Origin of the sequence: Stenotrophomonas sp. NPDC047960 (assembly GCF_043204395.1) — a bacterium.
Taxonomy (GTDB): Bacteria; Pseudomonadota; Gammaproteobacteria; order Xanthomonadales; family Xanthomonadaceae; genus Stenotrophomonas.
In genome coordinates this window covers 186409-210725 of sequence record NZ_JBIDBX010000005.1, presented here as the reverse complement: position 1 = coordinate 210725, position 24317 = coordinate 186409, and the positions used below count along the sequence as shown (strand labels likewise).

23 protein-coding genes are annotated in these 24317 nt (G+C 65.7%); 10 read left to right on the top strand and 13 right to left on the bottom strand.

Annotated features, from left to right (window positions below):
• Positions 1-160 precede the first annotated feature (160 nt).
• The 6 genes from ACGFZ3_RS12730 to ACGFZ3_RS12705 all read right to left on the bottom strand — a co-directional run bounded on the left by ACGFZ3_RS12730 (position 161) and on the right by ACGFZ3_RS12705 (position 8398).
• The gene (locus ACGFZ3_RS12730; protein WP_392921523.1) at positions 161-1585 is read right to left on the bottom strand and encodes a replicative DNA helicase; all 1425 of its coding nucleotides are present in this window, start codon (positions 1583-1585) and stop codon (positions 161-163) included.
• A 233-nt stretch (positions 1586-1818) separates the two neighbouring features.
• A complete protein-coding gene (locus tag ACGFZ3_RS12725) occupies positions 1819-2379 on the bottom strand; it encodes an NADPH-dependent FMN reductase (RefSeq protein WP_392921520.1) in 561 nt (186 codons plus the stop codon).
• 240 nt (positions 2380-2619) lie between these two features.
• Positions 2620-4563: an asparagine synthase (glutamine-hydrolyzing) gene (gene asnB / locus ACGFZ3_RS12720; protein ID WP_392921517.1), complete on the bottom strand. Its 1944-nt coding sequence runs from the start codon at positions 4561-4563 to the stop codon at positions 2620-2622.
• 3 nt (positions 4564-4566) lie between these two features.
• Complete coding sequence (locus ACGFZ3_RS12715) at positions 4567-6846, bottom strand: thiamine pyrophosphate-dependent enzyme (RefSeq protein ID WP_392921515.1); 2280 nt, start codon at positions 6844-6846, stop codon at positions 4567-4569.
• A 90-nt stretch (positions 6847-6936) separates the two neighbouring features.
• On the bottom strand, positions 6937-7479 hold the full coding sequence (locus tag ACGFZ3_RS12710; RefSeq protein ID WP_392921512.1) for a GNAT family N-acetyltransferase: 543 nt from the start codon (positions 7477-7479) through the stop codon (positions 6937-6939).
• A 94-nt stretch (positions 7480-7573) separates the two neighbouring features.
• The gene (locus ACGFZ3_RS12705; RefSeq protein WP_392921510.1) at positions 7574-8398 is read right to left on the bottom strand and encodes a glycine zipper 2TM domain-containing protein; all 825 of its coding nucleotides are present in this window, start codon (positions 8396-8398) and stop codon (positions 7574-7576) included.
• A gap of 161 nt (positions 8399-8559) precedes the next feature.
• On the opposite strand from ACGFZ3_RS12705, the gene ACGFZ3_RS12700 reads away from it, so the two are divergent.
• Both ACGFZ3_RS12700 and ACGFZ3_RS12695 read left to right on the top strand, forming a co-directional pair.
• Positions 8560-8781, top strand: coding sequence for a DUF6116 family protein (locus tag ACGFZ3_RS12700; RefSeq protein WP_068853007.1), 222 nt, complete (start codon positions 8560-8562; stop codon positions 8779-8781).
• The gene (locus ACGFZ3_RS12695) at positions 8778-9542 is read left to right on the top strand and encodes a TatD family hydrolase (RefSeq protein ID WP_392921507.1); all 765 of its coding nucleotides are present in this window, start codon (positions 8778-8780) and stop codon (positions 9540-9542) included. The genes ACGFZ3_RS12700 and ACGFZ3_RS12695 overlap by 4 nt, the downstream gene beginning before the upstream one ends.
• A gap of 48 nt (positions 9543-9590) precedes the next feature.
• Here ACGFZ3_RS12695 and ACGFZ3_RS12690 read toward each other — a convergent pair whose 3' ends face one another.
• The 3 genes from ACGFZ3_RS12690 to ACGFZ3_RS12680 all read right to left on the bottom strand — a co-directional run bounded on the left by ACGFZ3_RS12690 (position 9591) and on the right by ACGFZ3_RS12680 (position 11944).
• The gene (locus ACGFZ3_RS12690; protein ID WP_392921504.1) at positions 9591-10082 is read right to left on the bottom strand and encodes a hypothetical protein; all 492 of its coding nucleotides are present in this window, start codon (positions 10080-10082) and stop codon (positions 9591-9593) included.
• 14 nt (positions 10083-10096) lie between these two features.
• Positions 10097-10969: a hypothetical protein gene (locus ACGFZ3_RS12685; protein WP_392921501.1), complete on the bottom strand. Its 873-nt coding sequence runs from the start codon at positions 10967-10969 to the stop codon at positions 10097-10099.
• Between the two features lie 174 nt (positions 10970-11143).
• Positions 11144-11944, bottom strand: a complete 801-nt coding sequence (locus tag ACGFZ3_RS12680; protein ID WP_392921498.1) for a ThiF family adenylyltransferase — start codon at positions 11942-11944, stop codon at positions 11144-11146.
• Positions 11945-12038: 94 nt separating this feature from the next.
• On the opposite strand from ACGFZ3_RS12680, the gene ACGFZ3_RS12675 reads away from it, so the two are divergent.
• Together ACGFZ3_RS12675 and ACGFZ3_RS12670 are read left to right on the top strand one after the other, a co-directional pair.
• Positions 12039-12476: a hypothetical protein gene (locus ACGFZ3_RS12675; protein WP_392921495.1), complete on the top strand. Its 438-nt coding sequence runs from the start codon at positions 12039-12041 to the stop codon at positions 12474-12476.
• Positions 12477-12597: 121 nt separating this feature from the next.
• Complete coding sequence (locus tag ACGFZ3_RS12670) at positions 12598-13083, top strand: glycine zipper 2TM domain-containing protein (protein WP_392921492.1); 486 nt, start codon at positions 12598-12600, stop codon at positions 13081-13083.
• 89 nt (positions 13084-13172) lie between these two features.
• Here the strand turns inward: ACGFZ3_RS12670 and ACGFZ3_RS12665 are convergent, their stop codons facing one another.
• A complete protein-coding gene (locus tag ACGFZ3_RS12665) occupies positions 13173-13376 on the bottom strand; it encodes a cold-shock protein (RefSeq protein ID WP_392921489.1) in 204 nt (67 codons plus the stop codon).
• A gap of 230 nt (positions 13377-13606) precedes the next feature.
• On the opposite strand from ACGFZ3_RS12665, the gene ACGFZ3_RS12660 reads away from it, so the two are divergent.
• Both ACGFZ3_RS12660 and ACGFZ3_RS12655 read left to right on the top strand, forming a co-directional pair.
• Positions 13607-14092 (top strand): DUF456 domain-containing protein, encoded by a 486-nt coding sequence (locus tag ACGFZ3_RS12660; protein ID WP_392921487.1) that lies wholly within the window; start codon positions 13607-13609, stop codon positions 14090-14092.
• A gap of 140 nt (positions 14093-14232) precedes the next feature.
• A complete protein-coding gene (locus ACGFZ3_RS12655) occupies positions 14233-15390 on the top strand; it encodes a phospholipase A (protein WP_392921485.1) in 1158 nt (385 codons plus the stop codon).
• A 242-nt stretch (positions 15391-15632) separates the two neighbouring features.
• Here ACGFZ3_RS12655 and ACGFZ3_RS12650 read toward each other — a convergent pair whose 3' ends face one another.
• Positions 15633-16268, bottom strand: coding sequence for a glutathione S-transferase family protein (locus ACGFZ3_RS12650; protein ID WP_392921482.1), 636 nt, complete (start codon positions 16266-16268; stop codon positions 15633-15635).
• Between the two features lie 160 nt (positions 16269-16428).
• Between ACGFZ3_RS12650 and ACGFZ3_RS12645 the strand changes: the two genes are divergently transcribed.
• The gene (locus ACGFZ3_RS12645; RefSeq protein ID WP_392921479.1) at positions 16429-17055 is read left to right on the top strand and encodes a LysE family translocator; all 627 of its coding nucleotides are present in this window, start codon (positions 16429-16431) and stop codon (positions 17053-17055) included.
• Positions 17056-17112: 57 nt separating this feature from the next.
• Here the strand turns inward: ACGFZ3_RS12645 and ACGFZ3_RS12640 are convergent, their stop codons facing one another.
• On the bottom strand, positions 17113-18630 hold the full coding sequence (locus ACGFZ3_RS12640) for a fumarate hydratase (protein WP_392921476.1): 1518 nt from the start codon (positions 18628-18630) through the stop codon (positions 17113-17115).
• Between the two features lie 164 nt (positions 18631-18794).
• Here ACGFZ3_RS12640 and ACGFZ3_RS12635 point away from each other — a divergent pair, with 164 nt between their 5' ends.
• Together ACGFZ3_RS12635 and ACGFZ3_RS12630 are read left to right on the top strand one after the other, a co-directional pair.
• Positions 18795-20666: an ABC transporter ATP-binding protein gene (locus ACGFZ3_RS12635; RefSeq protein ID WP_392921473.1), complete on the top strand. Its 1872-nt coding sequence runs from the start codon at positions 18795-18797 to the stop codon at positions 20664-20666.
• Positions 20667-20736: 70 nt separating this feature from the next.
• Entirely contained in the window at positions 20737-21516 is a 780-nt protein-coding gene (locus tag ACGFZ3_RS12630) for a ferredoxin--NADP reductase (RefSeq protein WP_392921471.1), read from the top strand.
• Between the two features lie 4 nt (positions 21517-21520).
• On the opposite strand, the gene ACGFZ3_RS12625 is transcribed toward ACGFZ3_RS12630, so the two are convergent.
• Positions 21521-22003: a glutathione peroxidase gene (locus ACGFZ3_RS12625; protein WP_392921468.1), complete on the bottom strand. Its 483-nt coding sequence runs from the start codon at positions 22001-22003 to the stop codon at positions 21521-21523.
• Between the two features lie 124 nt (positions 22004-22127).
• Here ACGFZ3_RS12625 and ACGFZ3_RS12620 point away from each other — a divergent pair, with 124 nt between their 5' ends.
• Complete coding sequence (locus tag ACGFZ3_RS12620; RefSeq protein ID WP_392921466.1) at positions 22128-24293, top strand: M3 family metallopeptidase; 2166 nt, start codon at positions 22128-22130, stop codon at positions 24291-24293.
• Positions 24294-24317: the final 24 nt, after the last annotated feature.

Here is a 24317-nt window from a genome sequence, read left to right as displayed (position 1 = left end):
CGGGACCACATTGGCGCCCTCCCCAGCCGTGTTCAACCGGTTTGCGACGAAACCCCGGATCCGCCGACGAAACGCGTACCGACCAACGGTCGGTACCTACCGGCGCCCACCAACGGGCGCCCACGCGGTAGCGCACGACCGTTGGTCGTGCGCACTTCCTTCATTCGAACGAGCCGACTGAGTCATGCGATAGGTTGTCGAAGCGGGTGTACTCACCGAAGAACTTGAGCTTGCACGAGCCGGTCGGGCCGCCTCGGTGTTTGCCGATGATGATCTCGGCCAAGCCCTTGTCCGGGGAATTTTCCTTGTTGTAGTAATCGTCGCGGTAGATGAACACGATCATGTCCGCGTCCTGCTCGATTGCGCCGGATTCGCGAAGGTCGGCCATCACCGGGCGCTTGTCGGTTCGGGTTTCCAGCGAGCGGTTGAGCTGCGACAGCGCGATCACCGGCACGTTCAGTTCCTTGGCCAGGCCCTTGAGCGAACGCGAGATTTCCGAGATTTCGGTGGCGCGGTTCTCGCTGTTGCCCGGCACGCTCATCAGCTGCAGGTAGTCGATCACGATCAACCCCAGGTCGTGCTCGCGCTTGAGGCGGCGGCACTTGGACCGCAGGATCTCCGGCGACACGCCCGGCGTGTCGTCGATGAAGATCTTGGTTTCCTTCAGCATGCGGATCGCGCCGGTGACCCGGCTCCAGTCCTCGTCTTCCAGCTGGCCGGTACGCAGGCGCTGGGCATTGATGCGGCCGTTGGAGGAAATCAGGCGCATGGCCAGCTGCGATGCCGACATTTCCATCGAGAACACCGCCACGCCCTTCTTGGACTTGATGGCGGCGTACTCGGCAATGTTCAGCGCGAACGTGGTCTTGCCCATGGCCGGTCGCGCGGCCAGGATGATCAGGTCGGTCGGCTGCAGGCCGGCGGTCATCGCGTCGAAGTCCGCGTAGCCGGTGGGCAGGCCGGTGATGTTGCCGCCGTTCTCGAAGCGGTTGCGCAGCTCTTCGAAGGCGTCCTTGAGCGCGCCGGGCATCGCCACGAAATCGGTCCGGCCGCGGGCGCCCTGTTCGGCGATGGCGAACACGGACTTTTCCGCCGCCGACAGCAGTTCGCTGCTCTCGCGGCCTTCCGGCTGGAAACCATCGTTGACGATGTCGGTCCCGACTTGGATCAGCTGCCGCAGCACCGCCTTGTCGCGCACGATCTCGGCATAGGCCGAGATGTTGGCCGCCGACGGGGTGGTGCTGGCCAGCTCGATCAAATAGGCGCCATCGCCCACCAGCTCCATCTTGCCCTGCGATTCGAACCACTCGCCCAGGGTCACCGCATCGAACGGGCGGTCGCGTTCGGACAGCTCGCGGATCGCCCGGTAGATGGTCTGGTGGTCGCGTCGGTAGAAGTCGCTTTCGGTCAGCTGATCGTTGATCCGGTCGTAACTTTCCGGGGCCAGCATCAAGCCGCCCAGCACCGCCTGTTCGGCCTCGATCGAATGCGGAGGCACGCGCAGCGCGTCGATGCGCATCTCGTCGCGATCAAAGCGGTCGCCGCGGTCTTTGCGGTCGGAACGGAAGCCAGAGCGGGCGGACATGAGGGGGTGTTCTTCCTGCAGAGTGGAGCGTGGGACATGGTAGGCACGGAGCGGCCGCCACAGCCATGCACAACCCTGTGGATAAGCGGTGGATAGCGGTGGGCACCGGGCGAGGGTGGCACGACCAACGGTCGTGCCCTACCGGTTGCGGTTCCGGACGAATACCGACCATGCCGGGTAGCGCACGACCGTTGGTCGTGCGCCGGTATCCCATTATCGCAGAACCGTCCGGTTCAATGCTGACCGCCGTGGGTGGCGATCCAGGCCAGGAATTTATCGACGAAGCCCTGCAGGAAATCGCGGGTGCCTTCATTGCTGATGGTGCCGTGCCCGTCGATCAGGCCTTCCTTGAAATGAATGAACGCCTCCGGCTGGCCCAGCACCGGCATGTCCAGGTAGGCCAGGATGTTGCGCAGGTGCTGCTGGGCCAGCGCGGTGCCAATCACGCCGACGGAGGCGCCGATCACCGCAGCGGGCTTGCCGGCGAAGGCGCTGTGGCCGTAGGGGCGCGAGCCCAGGTCAATGGCGTTCTTGAGCACGCCCGGCACCGAGCGGTTGTATTCAGGGGTGACGAACAGCACCGCATCGGCCTTGCGGATCTGCTCCTTCAGGCGCAGGCCTTCGGCCGGGTAGTCCTTGTCGAAGTCCTGGTTGTACAGCGGCAGGTCGCCGATCTGCACGTACTCGAAGCTGGCCTTGCCGGCGGCCAGCTTCTCCAGCGCATGGGCCAGGGCCTGGTTGTGCGAGCCGGTACGCAGGCTGCCGACCAGCACGGCGATGGTGGGTTGGGCCATGACAGGGTCTCCGTTGGGGGAAGAGCCAGCCTAGGCCGCAGCAGCGTTGTATCGGGTGAAGGCACGATGGCGCCCGACACCCGGCGGTAGGTTCGGTTCCCAAACGAACGCACGTGATGTTGATCGGCACGGGGACGCATGACCTCGGCCGGAGAGGCGATTCCGTTCGGGGGTCATGCCCCATCGAATGCAACCACCACCACGTGCAGTCGATCGGGATGCGACCCTACCGGTGCGCGGTCAGGCGTTCACCACCGCTGCCCGCACCTGCTTCCAATGCGCCTGCCAGGCCTGGAACATCAATACGTTCCACAGGTGGGTATGCCATTTGCGCTCACCCTGCTGGAACTGCTTCCACAGCGGAACGATGGCATCCACATGGAACACCCCTTCGGCCTGCAGCCGTGCCGGATCCAGCAGTTCATCGGCCCAACCGCGCAGGTCGCCCTTCAGCCACGCGCTGACCGGCGCGCCGAAGCCGCGCTTGGGCCGGTGCACCATCTCCTGGGGCACATAACGGCCCAGCACCCGCTTCAGCATGTACTTGCTCACCCCATCGCGCTGCTTCATCGACAGCGGCAGCGACCAGGCGAATTCGGCCACGCGCCAGTCCAGCAGCGGCGCGCGCGCCTCCAGGCTGACCGCCATGCTGGTACGGTCCACCTTGCACAGCAGGTCATCGGGCAGGTAGGTGCTGAAATCGGCCAGCATCATCGCGTCGGCCGGGGAGCCGGCGCCGTGCAGCGGGTCGGCCAGGTCATAGAAGCTGCCCGCGCCGCGCGCGCCGATCACTGCCGATACCGGGTCACGCCAGCGCGAAATACGGTTGCGGTACACATCACCGATGCCGCGCGCCCCGGTTTCGGCCAGCAGCGCAGCCAATCCGCCCGTGCGTGACGCCTCGCCCTGGGTCTGCGAATGGGCCGCCATCCAGCGCCGCAGCGGTGCCGGCACCCGGCCCAGCAGCGTCCAGTTGCGCAGCGCGCGCTGGTAGCGGCTGTAGCCGAAGAACAGTTCATCGCCGCCATCGCCGGACAGCGCCACGGTCACCGCACTGCGCGCCAGTCGTGCCACCAGCGCGGTGGGCACCTGCGACGCATCGGCGAACGGCTCGTCAAACATCGCCGGCAGTTCGGGCACCACCGCCAGCGCATCGGCGCCGCTGACATACAGCTCGGTGTGGTCGGTGCCCAGGTGCGTGGCCAGGGCCTTGGCCAGCGGCGCCTCGTCGTGGTCAGAACCCTGGAACCCGATACTGAAACTGTGGACCGGCGTGGACGACTGCGACTGCATCAGCGCCGCCACCACCGATGAATCGGTACCGCCAGAGAGGAACACGCCCACCGGCACATCCGCCACCATGCGCAGCCCGACCGCATCTCGCAGCAGGGCATCGAGCTGGTTCTCGGCGTCCTCGTCGGTGCCCACGAACGGCGAGGCCAGCGCCTGCTGCATGCGCTCACGCGCGTTCCAGAACGGCAGCTGCTGCTGGTCGGGGCGGTGCGTGGCTGCACCGGCGGCCACTGCGGCGGCATCCAGGCGCAGTACCCGGCCCGGCATCAGCTTGAAACAGCGTTCGTGGATGCAGTGCGGCGCGGGAATGTAGTCCAGCCGCATCAGCAGCGTGAGCGCATCGCGGTCAATGTCGTTGTCGAACGCGGGGTGCTGCCACAGCGCCTTCAGCTCCGAACCGAACACCAGCGTGTCGCCGGCCCAGCCGTAGTACAGCGGTTTCTTGCCGACCCGGTCGCGGGCCAGCCACAGGCACTGCTCGGCGCGGTCCCACAGGGCGATGGCGAACATGCCGTTGGCGCGCTGCAGGGTCTCGTCCAGGCCCCAGGCCACGAACGCGGCCAGCAGCACTTCGGTGTCGGAATGCCCGCGGAACGCATGGCCGCGTTCCTCCAGCTCCAGGCGCAGCGCGGCAAAGTTGTAGATCTCGCCGTTGTAGGCCAGCACGTAACGGCCATCGTCGGACGCCATCGGCTGGTGGCCCAGCGGCGACAGGTCCAGGATGCTCAGCCGGCGGTGCGCCAGCGCGATCCCGCTGGCCGCGTCGGCCCACACTCCGCTGTCATCCGGCCCACGGTGTACCAGCGCATCGCCCATGCGGCGCGCCTGCTGTTCCAACGCGGCCTGCTCCCGTATCGGGGCGGCCAGCAACATTCCTGCCAGTCCACACATGCGTCAATGGTCCTGCGCCAACATCCGCGCGGCGCTTGTTACCGCATTGTCGCTTGGAAGCACGCACATTGCTGCCCCCGCCAGCGGCGTATACGTGTCGGCGCCGCAGACGCGCTGCAGCGGCAGGTGGCCCAGCCCCGCCTCGACCAGCGCGGTGATCACGCCCTCGCCCACCCCGGCGCTGTGCCGGCCCTCGTCCACCACCAGCACCCGCTGGGCGTCGGCCCCCTGTTCGGCGATGAAGCCGGCGTTGAGCGGCACCAGCCAGCGCAGGTCGACCACCCGCACCTGCCAGCCCAGTTCGGCCTCAAGAGTGCGCGCAGCACGCAGACTCATCGGCACGCCGTTGCCGTAGGTGAAGATCACCAGGTCGTTGGCCTCTGGTGCATACACGCGCCCTTCCCCGAGCACCAGCGCCTGGTCCGGCGCGGGATACGGGAACAGCCACTGGCCGTCGCCCGGCGCATGCAGGTCCTTGGTCATGTACAGCGCGATGGGCTCCAGGAACACCGCCACCCGCCCATCGACCTGGGCCAGCGCCGACAGCGTGCGCAGCATCATGGCCGCGTCATCGCCGCGCGAGGCGCAGCCGACCACCAGCCCGGGAATGTCGCGCAGCGCGGCGATCGAGTTGTCGTTGTGGAAGTGGCCGCCGAAGCCCTTCTGGTAGCCCAGCCCGGCAATGCGCACCAGCATCGGGTTGCGGTATTGGTCGTTGGAGAAGAACTGCAGCGAACAGGCCTCTCCGCGCAGCTGGTCGGCGGCGTTGTGCAGGTAGGCCAGGTACTGGATTTCCGGAACCGGCAGCATGCCCAGGTTGGCCAGGCCCTGGGCCATGCCCAGGATCATGGTTTCATCCAGCAGCGTGTTGAACACCCGACTCGGGCCGAATGCCTTCAGCAGGCCCTTGCTGACCGTGTACACCCCGCCCTTCTGCGCGACATCCTCCCCGAACAGCAGTGACGAGGGGTACTTGCACAGCAGGTCGTGCAGCGCCTGATTGATCTGGATCGCCAGGTGTCGCGGCGGCTGCCGTTCCGGCAGCTGCGCCGCGCTGCCGAACACCGCCTCGCGCGCCTCCGCCGCCGGCACGCGGCGGGCTTCGGCATGCACGGCAGCGGGCGTGTACGGCGCCAGCGGCGCCATGATCTCGGCCAGGCCGCCCAGCTTGGGCCGCTGGTCGGCCGCGTCGGCGGCGGCAAAACAGCGCGCGCGCATCGCCTCATAACGCGCCAGCACCTGGGCCGGCGTCATCCAACCGGACTCCAACGCAATCTGCGCCGAGCGCAGCAGTGGATCGGCCGCCTCTGCCGCGCACAGCTCCGGCAGCGGCCGCCATTCGATCTCGAAATCGGTCCCTGCATGGCCCATCAACCGCGTGGTGCGCAGGTGCAGGAAGGTCGGGCGTCGGGTGCGGCGGCAGTGGTCCAGCGCGCGTTGCACCTGCGCGTGGCCGCTGGCCAGGTCCAGGCCATCGGCGAAGAAGTAGTCCAGTCCGGGCCGGTGACTGAAGCTGTCGGCAATCCACCCGTCCGGCGTCTTCACCGAAATGCCGATGCCATTGTCCTCGCACACGAACAGCACCGGAGCCGGCAGGCGCTGGTAGGCGGCCCAGGCGGCGGTGTTGAACGCGGTCTGCGCGGTGGCGTGGTTGGCCGAGGCATCGCCGAAGGAGCAGATCACCACGCTGTCGTCGGGAATCGGCAGGCCATGGCCGATGCGGCGGGCGGTTTCGATGGCCAGCGCGGTGCCCAGCGCCTTCGGCAGGTGCGAGGCGATGGTCGAGGTCTGCGGCAGCACCCACAGCGGCTTGCTGCCCCATACCTTGTGGCGCCCGCCGCTGGCCGGATCGTCGCGGCTGGCGGCGAAGGACAGCGCCCCGTCCATCACCGGGTCCATGCCCGGCAGCTGGCGGAAGCGCTCGGCCATGAACGCGCCGGAGCGGTAATGCAGGAACGCCGGATCGGTGTGCCGGGCCAGCCGCGCTACCAACGCATTGCCTTCGTGGCCGGATGATCCGATGGTGTAGAAGACCTTGTTCTGCACGCGCAGCACGCGCGCCATCAGGTCCAGGTGGCGGCTGACCAGCTGCGACTCGAACAGCGCATCGAAGCCCTGCGCGTCCAGCGTGCTGCCCGGCAGGATCGGCGCATCGTCGGCGGGGCGTGGCGCAGCGTGGCCATCCCAGTGCTGCACGAAGTCGATGAAGTTGGCGTCGCAGATCTCGGCCCGGTTCAGGCCCTTCATGCGCGCGGGAATCGGATCGGGAACCACGGCAACCATGCACACCCTCCAGCTGAGCCGAACGGACGACCGCGCCGAGCATCGCCGCAATCGGCGCCGCTTGCCAAGCGCAGGTGCACAAAACAGGGCCTAGCGGCGTCTGCTTCTCCACTGGTCCCGCGACTGCCCCCAGATCTCGATCGGCTTGCCATCGTGCGGTGGCGGCAGTTCACCCATGCGCAGCAGCGTGCTGCCGAGCTTGCGCGCGACGGCCTTGGAGTTCTCATTGGCCGCGTCGATGGTGTGGATCACCTCGTCCCAGCCGAGCGTATCGAACGCCCAGTCGATCGCCGCCACCGCCGCCTCCGGTGCGTAGCCCCTGCCCCAGCTGGCGTGGCGCACGCTCCAGCCGACTTCAGTGCCCGGCCAGTCCAGCGGTTGCCACGGCCCCATGCGCCCCACCCAGTCGCCGCTGCTTTTCTCGATCACCGAAAACATCGAGAAGCCATACAGGTGCCAACTGCCCGCCAGGCAGCTGAAACTGCGCCAGGCCTGCGACGGCGCCTGCACGCCGCCCAGGTGCTGCATCACCTGCGGATCGGTGCAGAACTGCAGGAAGGCGTTGAAGTCCTCCGCGCGCGGCGGGCGCAGGATCAGCCGGTCGGTTTCCAGGCGCAGGTCGAAAATGCTCATCGGGTACCCCGTTGGTAAGCCGGGTGCCATCTTCGCAGAACGAAAGAGGCCGGCAACATGCCGGCCTCTTCGTATGTACTGCACAGCGCCCCGATTACTGGCGGGCGGTATCCAGCGCAGCGGTCTGGGTCACCAGCTGGCCATCCACGACCGGCAGACGGTCGCTGCTGGGCTTGTTGGCCATCTTGACGGTCTTTTCAACGCCGTCATAGCGGTAGGTCACGTTGTAACCGGTGACGTTGTTGGTGGTGCCCATGGCGATGCGGTTGCCCGGCTTGCTGGCCATGCGCATGGTGCCGGTGGTGCCGTCTTCATTGCGGTAGGTCACGTTATAGCCGGTGACCCTGGTCGATTCGGAAGTGGCCGTCTCGGTGTGGCACTGGCGCTCGGTGCGGTTGACCACGCGGCCACCGACGTGGCGCTTGTCCACCTGGTTGCCGATCATGCCGCCTGCGACGGCGCCGGCGGCGGTGGCGGCCTTGCGGCCGTTGCCGCCGCCCACCTGGTTGCCCAGCAGGCCACCAATGACTGCGCCGGCTACGGTGCCGCCGACGTTGCCGTCGCGTTCCGGCAGGCGCTCCTGCACCACCACGTCGTTGCAGACCTCGTGCGGGGTCTGGGTGGTGGACGTCTCGCGCACCGGCTCAGTGCCGATCACGGTGGCGTAGGCCTTTTCCTTCTGGGTCAGCGGATCAACCTTGACCACGTCGGCGTATTCCAGGCGTCCGGCCTTGTCCACGGCGAGTTCGTCGGTGCGTACACCGTCGTCGGCCAGCGGGGTGGTGTCGAGGTTCGGGCGGGTCTGGGCGGCGGTAACCGGGTCGGCGGAATTACCGCTTTTCATGAAGGCGGCGGTGGCGATGCCGCCAACCAGCAGGGCGCCTGCAGCGACCAGGGCAGTAGTAGTTGTGCTGTTCATATCCGACTCCCTGCGGACGATCCGCAACGTTCTTGATGCGGATTCCAGCATGCGCACCCTGAACGGTATCTCCACATGACGCTTACGACCCGCCTCCCCATTCAGGTTCTGTCGTTGCAGGGCTCGTGATAGCGTTTACACCACTTGTCGAGGAGAGTGCGATGCCCGGTCCCCTGCTGCTACCCGTCATGAAATGGGCGCGCGGACTGCGTTACCCCACGCTGTTCAAGATCACCGCCGCGCTGTTCGCGGTAACGCTCTTCATTCCAGACCCGATTCCGTTCGTGGATGAAATCCTGTTCGGGCTGGGCACGCTGCTGCTGGCCAACTGGAAGCGGCGCAGCGATACCCTGCCGCCGCGCTTGGACCGGCGCGACGCGTGAGCCTGGTCGACAGCCACTGCCACCTGGACGCGGACGAGTTCGACCCCGACCGCGCCCAGGTGATCGCGCGCGCGCAGGCTGCTGGCGTGCGCACCCAGCTGCTGCCGGCAGTTACCGCAGCCAGCTGGCCGAAGCTGCGCGATACCTGCCAGCTGGCGGAAGGGCTGTACCCGGCCTACGGGCTGCACCCGATGTTCCTGGACGAGCACCGGCCGGAGCACCTTGAGCAGCTGCGGGAGTGGATCGTGCGCGAGCAACCGTGCGCGGTGGGCGAATGCGGGCTGGATTTCTTCGTGGACGGGCTGGATGCCGAACTGCAGAAGTTCTACTTCGACGGCCAGTTGCGGATCGCGCGGGAGTTCGACCTGCCGGTGATCGTGCACGCCCGGCGCGCGGTGGACGCGGTGATCGCGGCAATCAAACAGGTCGGCGGATTACGCGGCGTGATCCACAGCTTCCCGGGCAGCCCGGAACAGGCCGCGCAGCTGCACAAGCTGGGTTTCCTGGTCGGGCTGGGCGGCCCGCTGACCTATGACCGCGCCCAGCGCCTGCAGCGGCTGGTGGCCCAGCTGCCGATCGAGCAGCTGCTGCTGGAAACCGATGCGCCAGACCAGCCGGACGCCGGCATCCGCGGCGAGCGCAACGAGCCGGCACGATTGACGGTGATTGCAGAAACCGTGGCGAAGTTGCGCGGAGAAACGGTGGCCGGGATTGCCGAGCAGACCTCCGCCAACGCACGCCGGCTGTTCGCCATCAGGTAGAGCCGCGCCCTGCGTGGCTTTGACCCAGGCCGACCACACGAAGAAGCTTCAGTCCTGATGTGTAGGACGCGACGGCTTTTCAGGGGTTGGACCTCCGACGGTAACGCTGCCCGTGTAACCGCCCCCACCATAACTGCCTCCGCCGATGGGTCCGGTGTAACCACCGCCTCCGGAGCCTCCGCCACCACTGCCGTTGCCGCCACCGGGTCTCGCGCCCGTAATACTCTTTCGGTCGATGGCATTCCAGTCCCTGCTGTCGGTCATCTGGTAGGTTGTACAAACCTCTCCGTTGCAGATGATGATCTTATCGCCGGGGTTTTGCTTGTAGAACGTTTTTCCATATGCCTGGTAGGCGTTTGCATTCACATAATGTCTGAGGAATGCGTCGGTCGCTACATCAGGAATCGGGCCCTGCCCCCAGCAGGTATTGCAATGCAAAGGCCCGAAGGTACTCGTTCCGGATCCGATGGACCATGCAGCGACTGCAACCGGAATCAGGCAGACTGAAACAGCAAGGACCGCGATTTTCCAAAGCTTCATGCAACTTTCCTCCATTAGATGCAGCACGTTTTCCTTAGTTCCTTCGCAGCAACCTCGGCTGACGAGATTTCAGCCGGAGTAAGGACGCTGCGAAGCTCAGCCAGCTCCGCACTTCGGGAGGGCTTGGCATCAATCTGCTGAAGTGCGAGCTTATGTGCATACGCGGCGGAGAAGTCCTTGGGCGCAAGGATGCCGCGCTGGTAGATGTTGCCAAGCGCATCCAGTGCATCCAGGCTTCCTGACTGCAGAGCGCGCTGGAGGAGGGAGACCGCCAATCTGCGGTACTCAAGTGCTCGCTCAGGGTCTGCCAAGAGGTCACCCAACGTTCCAAGCGTTGCGGCGGGATCCCGCGCATACAGCAGCTGCGCTTCAACTTCGCCTTGCTGGGCAGCCTGTTCGAGCCAGTTTTCATCCACCAGATCGCCGCTGGATAGAAGCTTGGCGCAGTTCTGAAGCTCCTTTTCCACACCGCGCATGTATTGCTGACCAAGGCCTTCCCGCGCATAGGCAAGATAGACGCCCTGGTCGCCGGGCTTCATTACCCTCCTGCATGAATCGGTGCGCAGGTGAATTTCATAGCTGGCAAGACCGCTTCCGCCTCGAGCTGCCGCCAGCCTCTGGCTGACGAACTCCAAGGCATCACCTTCAAGATCCAACGGTGGGGACTTGATGTAATAGGCACGACCCTGGATCAACTGCCTGCGCGTTGCCGACTGCGTGGACGCCGGGTTGCTGCGGTAACTGTGGCGCACCTGCGTCGCTTCTGCAGGCGCGCCGATCCGCACGGACTTGAATGATGCATCCACGACTGATTCGGAAGCTCGGAGCCAGAGATAACCGGCCCCACTTCCCACCAGCAACAACAGTGCCGCGCAAAGGACGCGCATCAGACCCTCCTTGACCACAAACAAAGCGACTCCAGATCGCTTCCAATGCCGTCAATTGTGTCTGCTTTAATCGTTAGCCTGCATCATCGAAAACCGGGCACACAGGTGAGGAATCGCCCCGCCAATTCGTAAGGCGAATACGGGGGCGAAAACGCAAGGCAGTAGCTCGATGCGCTAGACCCCGGCAGGCTTGCTCTTCAAAAGCATCTCCAGCGCCTTGCCCACCGCTGCGAACGCGAACGCACCAGTGATATGCGTGGCCGCGCCCAGCCCGGCGCCGCAGTCCAGCTTCAATGCGGCATCGGCGCCCAGCTGCGGGCGCACGCCGCACACGCTGCCATCGGCCTGCGGGTACTTCACGTTCTCCAGCGAATACACCGCCGGCACGCCGAAGTAGCGCGAGGCGTTCTTCGGGAAGTTGAAATCGCTGCGCAGCTTCTTGCGGATCAGGGCCAGCATGGCGTCGTGCTCGGTGCGCGAGACGTCACGGATGCGCACCAGGGTCGGGTCGGTGCGGCCACCGGCCGCGCCCACGGTGAGGATCGGCAATTTGCGGCGGCGGCACCAGGCAATGGTTTCCACCTTGACCCGGAAGCTGTCGCAGGCATCGATCACCAGGTCGAAATCACGGTCCAGCAGCTCGACCATGTTCGACACGGTCAGGAACGAGGCAACCGGATCAACGCTGATGTCGGGGTTGATCGCAAGGCAGCGCTCGGCCATCGCCTCGGCCTTGTTGCGCCCGTACTGCCCGGCAAGGGCCGGCAGCTGGCGGTTGGTGTTGGACACGCAGATGTCGTCGGCGTCGATCAGGGTCAGGTGCCCCACCGCCGTGCGCGCCAAGGCTTCCACCACCCACGAGCCCACCCCGCCCATGCCGACCACCGCCACCCGGCGCTGCGACAGCTGGTCTACGGTGCCCACCCCATACAACCGGTCGATGCCGGCAAAGCGTTCGCGCAATACGTCGTTCATGCCGCCTATTTTAGACGGCGCGGCGCCCGCCACGTACGTTCGTGATGCGGCCAGCGGTAGGATGCAGCGAGCCACCCACAAGGAAGCCACCCGCATGAACGCCCCCGTCCCTGCCCGACGCCCGTCCGCCGCTTACCGCTATCTGTTTGTCGCAGGCCTGGGGCTGGTGATCGGCCTGGTCGCCACGGTGATGGTGTCTCGGGCGATCCAGGCCCGCCAGGACCCGTTTCCCGGCAGCCTGATGCACGTGATGGAGCGCCAGGTGGCGCTGTTGCGCGATGCGCAGGCGCAGAACCGCTGCAGCCTGGCCGACAGCGTGCCGCGCCTGCAGACCCTGCGCTCGCTGTCCAACGATCTGGACCTGGCCTTCCCTGACCTGAAGGACAGTGCGCGGTTCCAGCAGCACGCCAGCGGCCTGCGCGCCACGCTCAATACCGCGCTCGCCGCGCCGCCCACCGACTGCGTGGCCATGGGCCAGCTGGTCGAAAAGATCCAGACCGACTGCAAGGCCTGCCACCAGGATTTCCGCTGATTCATCTGGCAGCCACGAAGCAGGCGCCGGATTGGCACGCTGTTCACGCAGCACACGACAGGATCTGCGCCATGCGCCCCAGACGCATTCACTACCACCCCTTCTGGCCAGGAGAACCACCATGAAGATCCAACTCATTGCTGCCGCTGCCGTTGCCACCGTCGCGCTGGCCGGCTGCGCCACCACCTCGCCTGGCTACGGTGGCGGTGGCGGTTACAACAGTGGCTACGGCAACAGCGCCGGTTACAACACCAACCGCTGTGCCGATTGCGGCATCGTCACCCGGATCAACCAGGTCGCTTCCGGCCGCACCGCGCCAAGCGCTACCGGCGCGATCCTCGGCGGCCTGGTCGGCGCGGTGGCGGGTCATGAAATCTCCGACCACACCGGCGGCAGCAAGGGCAACCAGAACATCGCCGCAGCCGCAGGCGCGGTCGGTGGTGCGCTGGCCGGCAACCAGATCCAGAAGAATGTGACCAGCGATACGTTCGACATCACCGTGCGCATGGATGATGGCCGGACGGTGGTGGTCAACCAGCGCGACCTGGGTGGGATCCGCGAGAATACCTACGTGCGCGTGGTCAACGGCCGGGTAGTGCTGCGCTGATCGGCTGCGTCGCCCGCTGCCGCTTCAAAGCAAAGGGCCCGCTTGCGCGGGCCCTTTCCATGTTTCGTTGACTCCGAAACAGTGAGCGCTTAGAGCGGCTTCACCTTGTCGGCCTGCAGGCCCTTCTGGCCATTGACCACTTCGAATTCAACCGCTTGGCCTTCCTTCAGGCTCTTGAAGCCCTGGGATTCAATTGCACGGAAGTGCACGAACACGTCCTCGCCGCTTTCACGGCTGATGAACCCGAAACCCTTCGCGTCATTGAACCACTTGACGGTGCCCCTCTCTGACATCTTCCTTACTCCCTGACTGACTTGTAGTTGGTTACGCCTTGTGGGCGGCTGACAAGCAAGGGGGAAGCGAGGTGCATCGATGGAGCGGATCGGAAGATCTACCATCATCAGGCCACGATCCACGGTGACCTTGCCAAGCTCAGCGCCTGCAACTTAACCCGGGCCAAACGAAAAAGCAACTGCCTTATTTCACATATGTCAACCCCAAACAGGCCACCATACTGGACAGCATGGACCCTTCATTCATCTTTTACCTGATCGCCGCGCTGCTGGTCCTGGTGGGGATCGCCGGCATCGTTCTGCCTGCCCTCCCCGGCATCCCACTGGTATTCGCAGGCCTGCTGGTGGCAGCCTGGGCTGACGGCTTCGTGCACGTGGGCTGGGTGCCGCTGACCGTGCTGGGTCTGCTCACCCTGACCTCATTCGCGGTGGACGTGCTGGCTACGGTGGTCGGCGCCAGGCGGGTGGGTGCCAGCCGCAAGGCGCTGTGGGGCACCTTCGTGGGCAGCATCGTCGGGCTGCTCTTCATGCCGATCGGGCTGTTCGTCGGCCCACTGGTTGGCGCGCTGCTCGGTGAGTACTGGCATACCCGTGAACTGGGGCGCTCGACCAAAGTGGGCCTTGCCACCTGGCTGGGTATCCTGCTGGGCCTGGCGCTCAAGCTGGCGCTGGTGATCGCCATGCTGGGCATCTTCGCATTCGCGTGGTTCTTCTGAGCCCGACCGGCTTCACGTCGCGCGCACGGGGGACACCGGCATAAACGCGCTGATCCCGTCAGTGCGGAATGTTGCGCTGGCAGGAACGTCGGGCAGCCGCCACACTGTCCGCGCTCCCCTCCATTCATCGGCCTGCCACCATGACCCACCGCCCCCGTTCGGCCCTGCTCTCTGCCCTGGCGCTGGCTACCGCCAGCCTGCCGCTGGCGGCCCAGGAAGCCGCACCGACGCCGGCATCGCCGGAAGCCTGCGCGCTGGTAGGTACCGACGTGGCCCGCCTGGCCTGCTACGACAAGCTGTTCCGGCCCACGACCGAAACCACCCAGGCGGCCGATGCCGCGGCTACCGCCGCCAAGCAGGAACGCCGGGAGGAGCGCCAGGCCGCGCGCATGCCGGATGCCCCCGCCACCGAGCGGGTCAAGCAGCGCTTGGGCGAGGTGTTCAAGAATGACGGGCACGACGCCGCACTGGCCAATGCCGGCAAGGGGTCGCTGCTGGACAGCCGCTGGGAGCTGGCCCAGGACTCCAAGCTGGGGGCGTTCCAGTTGCGTGCCTACAAGCCGGTGTACCTGCTTCCCGCGTTCTGGACCAGCGACAAGAACCAGATGCCGCAGTCGCCCAATCCGGACAATACGGTAGCCACGCCGCAGCAGCTGGACAGCAACGAGCTCAAGTTCCAGCTGAGCTTCAAGACCAAGGTCTGGGAGAACGTGTTCGGCGACAACGGCGACATCTGGGCCGGCTACACCCAGAGTTCGCGCTGGCAGGCCTATAACGCCGACAACTCGCGCCCGTTCCGCGAAACCAATTACGAGCCGGAGATCATGATGGTCTTCCGCAACGGCTATTCCATCGGCGGCTGGCGCGGGCGCATGAGCGGGATCAGCCTTACCCACATGTCCAACGGTCGCGCCGATCCGCTGTCGCGCAGCTGGAACCGGGTGATCGCCAACATCGGCCTGGACCGCGAGAACTGGGCGCTGGTGCTGCGCCCGTGGTACCGCCTGCCCGAAGACCGCGAAGACGACAACAACCCTGACATCGAGGATTACATGGGACGCGGCGATGCGACCCTGACCTGGAACCGCAACGGCCACGAGGTCTCGCTGATGGCGCGCCATTCGCTGCGCGGTGGCGATCGTTCGCACGGGGCGCTGCAGCTCGATTACGGCTTCCCGATCAGCAACCTGCTGCGCGGGCACGTGCAGGTGTTCGATGGATACGGCGAGAGCATGATCGATTACAACCACAAGGCGACATACATCGGCTTGGGTGTGTCGTTGCTGGAATGGTACTGAGTCGATCTACGGAGCCGCCTCCAGGGATGCCGATGCCGGTAGGGTCGCATCCCGATCGACGACGTGCACGGATGCACGAGTGGTGCGGCCGCAGGACGCGGAGGAGCACCACCGCCGATCGCGGCGGGTACCTCATTGGGTTATGACCTCCAACGAAGGCACGTCTCCGCCAGAGGCCAATGCGTCAAAGCACTGATTGCCTGTATCGGCAGTCGTTTGGGAACCGACCCTACGCCATTGGGTTACCGCCAGTCGGTGATGCCTTCGCGGCGGTAGACTTCGGCGAACGCCGGGCGCGCTTTGACGCGCTCGGCGTACGCCTTCAGCTCCGGCCAGGTATCACTGGGCCGGGGCATGTTGCGCGACCACCGCATCAGCATCACCAGCATGAAATCGACCACGCTGATGCGCTCGCCCAGCACATAGGGCCCCGCCTGTCGCAGATGCCCGGTGAACTGCGCCCACCCCGCTTCAAGCTGCTGGCGCGCGCCCTCACGTACCGCATCGACATTGGCGGCACCCGCCACTTCATCGGCATAGAACCAGGCTCGGTAAGCAGGTTGCAGGGTGTTGGCGCACCAGAACATCCAGCGGTAGGCCTGCGCGCGCTCAGGCGAGGCCGGCGCCGGCAGCAGCCCGGCCTCGGGATGCAGGTCGGCCAGGTGCAACGCGATAGCTGCCGCCTCGGTCAGCACCTGGTTGCCCATCACCAGCGTGGGCACGCGCCCGGCTGGGTTGAGGGCAAGGTAGTCGGCCGACTTCTGTTCGCGGGTGTCGAAATCGAGCAACACCAGCGTGTGCTCGATGCCCAGCTCGATCAGCAGCCAGTGCACCACAAGTGACGCAGTACTGGAGGATCCATACAACGTGGTGGCCATGCCCGGAACCTGCGGAAGGAGAGGTCGTGATTATGCCCGCGCAGCAGCCACCGGCAATGGATACAGATGAGCGCTGCATTGCCGTGCGCCTGTGGCTGTCGAGCCGCACGGCCGCAGCCTAGCATGCAGCGCATCTTCTGCCGCCCGATGCCGCGCCGCCATGCCCGATCCTTCCCAACTGCTCGCCTTCAGTCTGATCGCACTGGGCATGGTGCTCACCCCGGGGCCGAACATGATCTACCTGGTGTCACGATCGATCTGCCAGGGCCGCGTGGCCGGGCTGGTGTCGTTGGGCGGCATCGCGGTGGGGTTGCTGGTGTACCTGCTGTGCGCGGTGCTGGGCATCAGCGCGCTGTTCATGGCGGTGCCACATGCCTATGACACGCTGCGCGTGACCGGCGCACTGTACCTGCTGTACCTGGCCTGGCAGGCGCTGCGCCCAGGCGGGCGCTCGCCGTTCGAGCTGCGTGCGTTACCGCAGGACAGCCCGCGTCGGTTGTTTGCAATGGGCCTGTTCACCGCGCTGCTCAATCCGAAGATCGCGGTGCTGTACCTGTCGCTGCTGCCGCAGTTCATCCAGCCGCACGACCATGGCAGCGTCATGACCCAGTCGTTGTTGCTGGGCTCGCTGCAGATCGCCACCAGCATCAGCGTCAATGCCGTGATCGTGCTGGCCGCAGGCAGCATTGCCGCGTCCCTGGCCGGTCGCCCGCGCTGGCAGGTGGTGCAGCGTGCGCTGATGGGCACGGTGCTGGGAGGACTGGCGGTGCGGATGCTGGTGCGCTGAGGCGGTACCGACCCACGGTCGGTACCTGCCAGGGGGCGGTACCGACCAGGCCAAGGGTCAGGCCACTACTACTGGAAACTTGCCGATCTTCGCCTGCCATTCGCGCGGGCCGGTGATGTGCACTGATTCGCCGGTGGAATCCACCGCCACGGTCACCGGCATGTCCTGCACGGTGAATTCGTAGATTGCTTCCATGCCCAGGTCGGCGAAGCCGACCACCTTGGCCGCCTTGATCGCCTTGGAGACCAGGTAGGCCGAACCGCCCACTGCCATCAGGTAGGCCGACTTGTTGTCACGGATCGCCTCGATTGCGGCCGGGCCGCGCTCGGCCTTGCCGACCATGCCCAGCAGGCCGGTCTGTTCCAGCACCTGGCGGGTGAACTTGTCCATGCGGGTGGCAGTGGTCGGGCCGGCCGGGCCCACCACTTCGTCGCGCACCGGATCGACCGGGCCGACGTAATAGATGAAGCGGCCCTTGAGGTCGACCGGCAGCGGCTCGCCCTTGTTGAGCATGTCCACCATGCGCTTGTGCGCGGCATCGCGGCCGGTGAGCAGCTTGCCGTTGAGCAGCAGGGTCTGGCCCGGCTTCCAGCTGGCCACGTCTTCCGGGGTGATGGTATCCAGGTCGACGCGGATGCCCTTGGAGGCGTCGTAGGTGATCTGCGGCCAGTCTTCCAGCGACGGCGGGTCCAGCATCACCGGGCCGCTGCCGTCCAGGGTGAAGTGGGCGTGGCGGGTGGCGGCGCAGTTGGGGATCATCGCCACCGGCAGGTTGGCCGCATGGGTCGGGAAGTCCTTGACCTTGATGTCCAGCACCGTGGTCAGGCCGCCCAGGCCCTGCGCGCCGATGCCCAGCGCGTTGACCTTGTCGTACAGCTCCAGGCGCAGTTCTTCGGCGCGGTTGGAGGCGCCACGGGCCTTGAGTTCGTTGATGTCGATCGGCTCCATCAGCGACTCCTTGGCCAGCAGCATCGCCTTTTCAGCGGTGCCACCGATGCCGATCCCGAGCATGCCCGGCGGGCACCACCCGGCGCCCATGGTCGGCACGGTCTTGAGCACCCAGTCAACGATCGAATCGGACGGGTTGAGCATGGCGAACTTGCTCTTGGCTTCCGAACCGCCGCCCTTGGCCGCCACGATCACCTCGACGGTATCGCCCGGCACCACCTTGACGTTGACCACGCCCGGGGTGTTGTCCTTGGTGTTGGTACGCTTGCCGGCCGGGTCGGCCAGCACCGAGGCGCGCAGCTTGTTGTCCGGGTGGTTGTAGGCCCGGCGCACGCCTTCGTTGGCCATGTCTTCCACGCCCATGGTGGCGTCGTCCCAGCGCACGTTCATGCCGATTTCCAGGAACACGGTGACGATGCCGGTGTCCTGGCAGATCGGCCGGTGGCCTTCGGCGCACATCCGGGAATTGATCAGGATCTGGGCCATCGCTTCCTTCGCGGCGGGCGACTCTTCGCGCTCGTAGGCGGCGGTGAGGCTCTTGATGTAGTCGACCGGGTGGTAGTACGAGATGTACTGCAGCGCGTCGGCGATGGACTGGATGAGGTCTTCCTGCTTGATCGATGTCACGTAATGCTCGCTTGCTCGGGGCTGGCGGGGGTAAGTCGTCCATTTTAGCGCCCCGGCCCGGCGGTGGTGGGAATCACTCCCGATAACCACCCTGCGGCGGCCGCAACGGTCAAGAATCGTAACGCTCGACCCGGCTTCACAGCCATGGCAGGCACAATGGGGCCATGCCTGCTTCCCCCGCCTCTGGCGTCTCCGGCGCCAAAAACCCCAGCCTGCGCGAACGCTTCCAGGCGATGCGCAACCTCCCCCCGTTCCTGCGCCAGGTCTGGCAGACCAGCCCGGCGCTGGCCAGCGCCAGCCTGGGCCTGCGCGTGATCCGCGCATTGCTGCCTGTGGCGATGCTGTACGTGGGCAAGCTCATCATCGATGCGGCGCTGTTGCTGAGCCGGCATGAGGCCGGTTTCCCACCGTTCGGCGAGGCACTGTCCAGCGGCCTGCTCAATCCACTGCTGGCGCTGCTGGCGCTTGAATTCGGCCTGGCCATCGCCTCGGACCTGCTCGGCCGCGTCGTCAGCTACGCCGACACCCTGCTCTCGGAGCTGTTCACCAACGTCACCAGCGTGCGCCTGATGGAACACGCAGCCGAGCTGGACCTGGAGGACTTCGAGGACCCGGACCTGCAGGACAAGCTGGACCGCGCCCGGCGCCAGACCATGGGCCGGATGAACCTGATGAGCCAGCTGTTCGGCCAGGTCCAGGACGCCATCACCGTGGCCAGCCTGGCGGTTGGCCTGCTGGTGTACGCGCCGTGGCTGATCCTGCTGCTGGGCGTGGCACTGGTGCCTGCCTTCATCGGCGAATCACACTTCAACGCGGCCGGCTACAGCCTCAACTTCCAGTGGACCCCCGAGCGCCGCCAGCTGGACTACCTGCGCCAGATCGGCGCCAGCGTGGAAACGGCCAAAGAGGTGAAGATCTTCAACCTGCACCGGTTCCTGATCGACCGCTACCGGTTCCTGGCCGACAAGTTCTTCCGCGCCAACCGCGCACTGGCGCGCAAACGTGCGTTCTGGGGCACCCTGCTGGCCGCCCTGGGCACGCTCGGGTACTACACCGCCTATGCCTACATCGCCTGGCGCACGGTGCGCGGCGACTTCTCCATCGGCGACCTCACCTTCCTGGCCGGCAGCTTCCTGCGCCTGCGCCAGCTGCTGGAAGGCCTGCTGATCGGTTTCTCGCAGGTGGCCAGCCAGGCACTGTACCTGGACGATCTGTTTTCGTTCTTCCAGATCCAGCCGGAAATCCATTCGCGGCCCGACGCGGTGCCGGTGCCGCAGCCGATCACCCGGGGCTTCGTGTTCGAGAACGTGGGCTTCCAGTATCCCGACGCGGAAAGCTGGGCGGTGCGCCATCTCGATTTCGAGCTGCGCGCCGGCGAAGTGCTGGCCCTGGTCGGCGAGAACGGCGCCGGCAAGACCACGCTGGTGAAACTGCTGGCGCGGCTGTACGACCCCGACGAAGGCCGCATCCTGCTCGACGGCCGCGACCTGCGCGAATACGACCTGGACGACCTGCGCGCCAACATGGGAGTGATCTTCCAGGACTTCGTGCGCTACAACCTCAGCGCCGGCGAGAACATCGGGGTCGGCCTGGTCGAGGCGATGACTGACGACGCGCGCATCCGCGACGCCGCGCGGCGAGGCATGGCCGAGGATGTGATCGCCGGGCTGCCGCAGGGCTACGAGCAGCTGATCGGGCGCCGCTTCAAGCAGGGCGTGGACCTGTCAGGTGGGCAGTGGCAGAAGATTGCCATTGCCCGCGCCTACATGCGCGACGCGCAGGTGATGATCCTGGACGAACCCACCGCCGCGCTGGATGCGCGCGCCGAGTTCGAAGTGTTCCAGCGCTTCAAGGAGCTGTCCGACAACCGCACCGCCGTACTGATCTCGCACCGGTTTTCCTCGGTGCGCATGGCCGACCGGATCCTGGTGCTGGCCGGAGGGCGGATCGAGGCCAGCGGTACCCACGTCGAGCTGATGGCGCAGGGCGGTCGCTACGCCGAGCTGTTTGAACTGCAGGCCGCCGGCTATCGCTGAACGGGGTTCAATGAGAATTTATCTCATTTGAGATAAACTGGACGCGACAACACAGCTCAGACCCCTCCCCATGTCTTCTGCTTTCGGCGCCGAGACGGTGCTTGAGGTCCGTCACTGGACCGATGCCTACTTCAGCTTCACCACGACCCGCGACAGCGGTTTCCGCTTCGAGAACGGCCAGTTCGTGATGATCGGCCTGGAAACCGAAGCGCGGCCGCTGCTGCGCGCGTACTCCATCGCCAGCGCGAACTGGGAAGAAAACCTCGAATTCTTCAGCATCAAGGTCCAGGACGGTCCGCTGACCTCACGCCTGCAGCACATCAAGCCGGGCGACAAGGTACTGGTCGGCAGGAAGCCCACCGGCACCCTGCTGATCAGCGACCTGCACCCGGGCAGACACCTGTATCTGCTGGGCACCGGCACCGGCCTGGCGCCGTGGCTGTCGGTGATCAAGGATCCGGAAACCTATGAGCGCTTCGACAAGGTGATCCTCACCCACGGCGTGCGCTACGAAAAGGACCTGGCGTACCGCGACCTGTTCGAGAAGGAACTGCGTGAGCACGAGTTCCTGGGCGAGATGATCGGCGAAAAGCTGCTCTACTACCCGGCCGTGACCCGCGAGCCGTTCCCGAACCAGGGCCGGCTGACCTCGCTGATGGAAAGCGGCGAAATGCAGCGCACCCTGGGCCTGCCCGAGCTGAGCCCGGAAAACGACCGCGCCATGATCTGTGGCAGCCCGCAGATGCTGGCCGACCTGCGCAGCGTGCTGGACGCCCGGGGCTTCCAGACCTCGCCGCGGATCGGCACGCCCGGCCACTACGTGTTCGAGCGCGCGTTCGTCGAAAAATAAACGGCTATTCCAGCGCCGCCTCGATATCGCCGCGCAGGCTCTCCGGCTTGTCGGTCGGCGCGTAACGCTCGCGCACCTTGCCATCCCGGCCGACCAGGAACTTGCTGAAGTTCCATTTGATCGCACCGATGCCCAGCAGGCCGGACTTCTCGGCCTTGAGCCACTTCCAGAGCGGGTGGGCGTTTTCCCCGTTGACCTCGATCTTCTCCGACAGCGGGAAGTCCACGCCGTAGGTCAGTGAGCAGAAGCTGGCAATCTCCTCGGCATTGCCCGGCTCCTGGTGGCCGAACTGGTCGCAGGGGAAGCCGATCACCACCAGGCCCTGGTCGCGATACTCGCGCCACACCTTCTCCAGGCCCTCGTACTGGGGCGTGAAGCCGCATTTGCTGGCAACGTTGACCAGCAACAGCGCCTTGCCACGGTACTGGTCAAGGTCCTGCTCCTGGCCGTCCAGGTCCACGAAGGAGAAATCGAAGGCAGTGGTCATGGTCGTGCTCCGGAGGGGGTTCGGTGGATTGTAATGCCACGCCCGCCGCACATGCCTTTCGACACAAGCCCCCACCCCCCGCCCCGGGTTAACCTCGGGCACTTGTCTGACCGGAGATTACCCCTTGACCACCCGTCTTGCCCTTGCCGTCGCCGTGACCCTCGGCCTTGCCCTGCCCGCCTATTCGGCCGTTGCCGCCGCCCCTGCGGCCAGCGCCGCCCAGCAGGCCAACCCGTTCTTCGCCGACAGCCCGCTGCCGCTGCACTACCCGCAGTTCGACAAGATCAAGGACAGCGACTTTGCTCCCGCCTTCGATGCCGGCATGGCCCAGCAGCTGAAGGAAGTGGAAGCCATTGCCAACAACAAGGCCAAGCCGACCTTCGACAACACCCTCATCGCCCTGGAGAAGAGCGGTGACACCCTGGACCGCGCCACCACCGTGTTCTTCAGCCTGGTCGGCGCGGACACCAACGATGCGCGCAAGAAGCTGCAGGCCGACTACTCGGCCAAGTTCGCCGCGCACAGCGATGCGATCGCGCTGAACGGCAAGCTGTTCGCCCGCATCCAGGCCCTGTATGACACCCGCACCCAGCTCGGGCTGGACGCCGAAGGCGTGCGCCTGGTCGAGAAGTACTACGAGAGCTACGTGCGCGCCGGCGCAAAGCTCAATGACGCCGACAAGACCAAGCTCAAGGAAATGAACGCCGAGCTGGCCAACCTGGGCACGAAGTTCAGCCAGAACGTACAGAACGAAGTGAACGCCTCGGCGGTGATCGTCGACGACGTCAAGCAGCTCGACGGCCTGTCGGCCGAACAGATCGCCGCCGCCTCCGAAGCCGCCAAGGCACGCAATCTGGAGGGCAAGTATGTCATCGCCCTGCTCAACACCACCGGCCAGCCGCCGCTGACCAACCTGGCCAACCGCGACCTGCGCAAGAAGATCTACGATGCTTCGGTCACCCGTGGCAGCCGTGGTGGCGAGTTCGACAATACCGCGCTGGTCGCGCGCATCATGCAGCTGCGCGCCGACAAGGCCAAGCTGATGGGCTTCGACAACTTCGCCGCCTACAACCTGACCAACCAGACCGCCAAGACCCCCGAAGCGGTCAACGCCATGCTCGGCCAGCTGGCCCCGGCCGCGGTGGCCAACGCCAAGCGCGAAGCGGCCGACCTGCAGGCGATGATCGACAAGGAACAGAGGGCCGCCGGCAAGAAGCCCTTCCAGCTCGAGGCGTGGGACTGGGCGTACTACAGCGAGAAGGTGCGCCAGGCCAAGTACAACTTTGACGAATCCCAGCTCAAGCCGTACTTCGAGCTGAAGAACGTGCTGGAGAACGGCGTGTTCTTCGCCGCCAACCAAGAATACGGCCTGACCTTCAAGCAGCGGACCGACCTGCCCGTGTACCACGACGACGTGACCGTCTACGACGTGTTCGACGCCGACGGCAGCCAGCTGGCGATCTTCATCTTCGACCCCTACGCGCGCGCGTCCAAGCGCGGCGGTGCGTGGATGAATTCCTACGTGTCGCAGTCCAAGCTGACCGGCTTCAAGCCGGTGGTGGCCAACCACCTCAACATTCCCAAGCCGCCGGCCGGCCAGCCGACCCTGTTGACCTGGGATGAAGTGACCACCACCTTCCACGAATTCGGCCATGCCCTGCACGGCATGTTCTCGAACGTGAAGTACCCCTACTTCTCGGGCACCTCGGTGCCGCGTGACTTCGTCGAGTTCCCCTCGCAGGTCAACGAGATGTGGTCGGACAACCCGCTCATCCTGAAGAACTACGCCAAGCACTACCAGAACGGCACCGCGATGCCGCAGGCGCTGCTGGACAAGGTGATCGCCGCTGCCAAGTTCAACCAGGGCTTCGCCACCACCGAATACCTGGGTGCGGCCATGCTGGACCAGCGCTGGCACCAGATCGGCCCGGACCAGGTGCCGGCCGCCAAGGACGTGATGGCGTTCGAGCGCGCCGCGCTCGAGAAGGACGGCATCTATTACGCGCCGGTGCCGCCGCGCTACAGGACCCCGTACTTCAGCCATATCATGGGCGGCTACTCGGCCGGCTACTACGCCTACATCTGGTCGGAAGTGCTCGATGCCAACACCCAGAAGTGGTTCCGCGAGAACGGCGGCCTGAGCCGCAAGAACGGCGACCATTTCCGCGAAACCCTTCTTTCCAAGGGCGGCAGCGTGGATGCGATGCAGCTGTTCCAGAACTTCGCCGGCCACGAACCGCAGATCGAGCCGCTGCTCGAGAAGCGCGGTCTGACGGCAGAAAAGAAGTAAAACGGAACGTGCAAAAAAGAAACC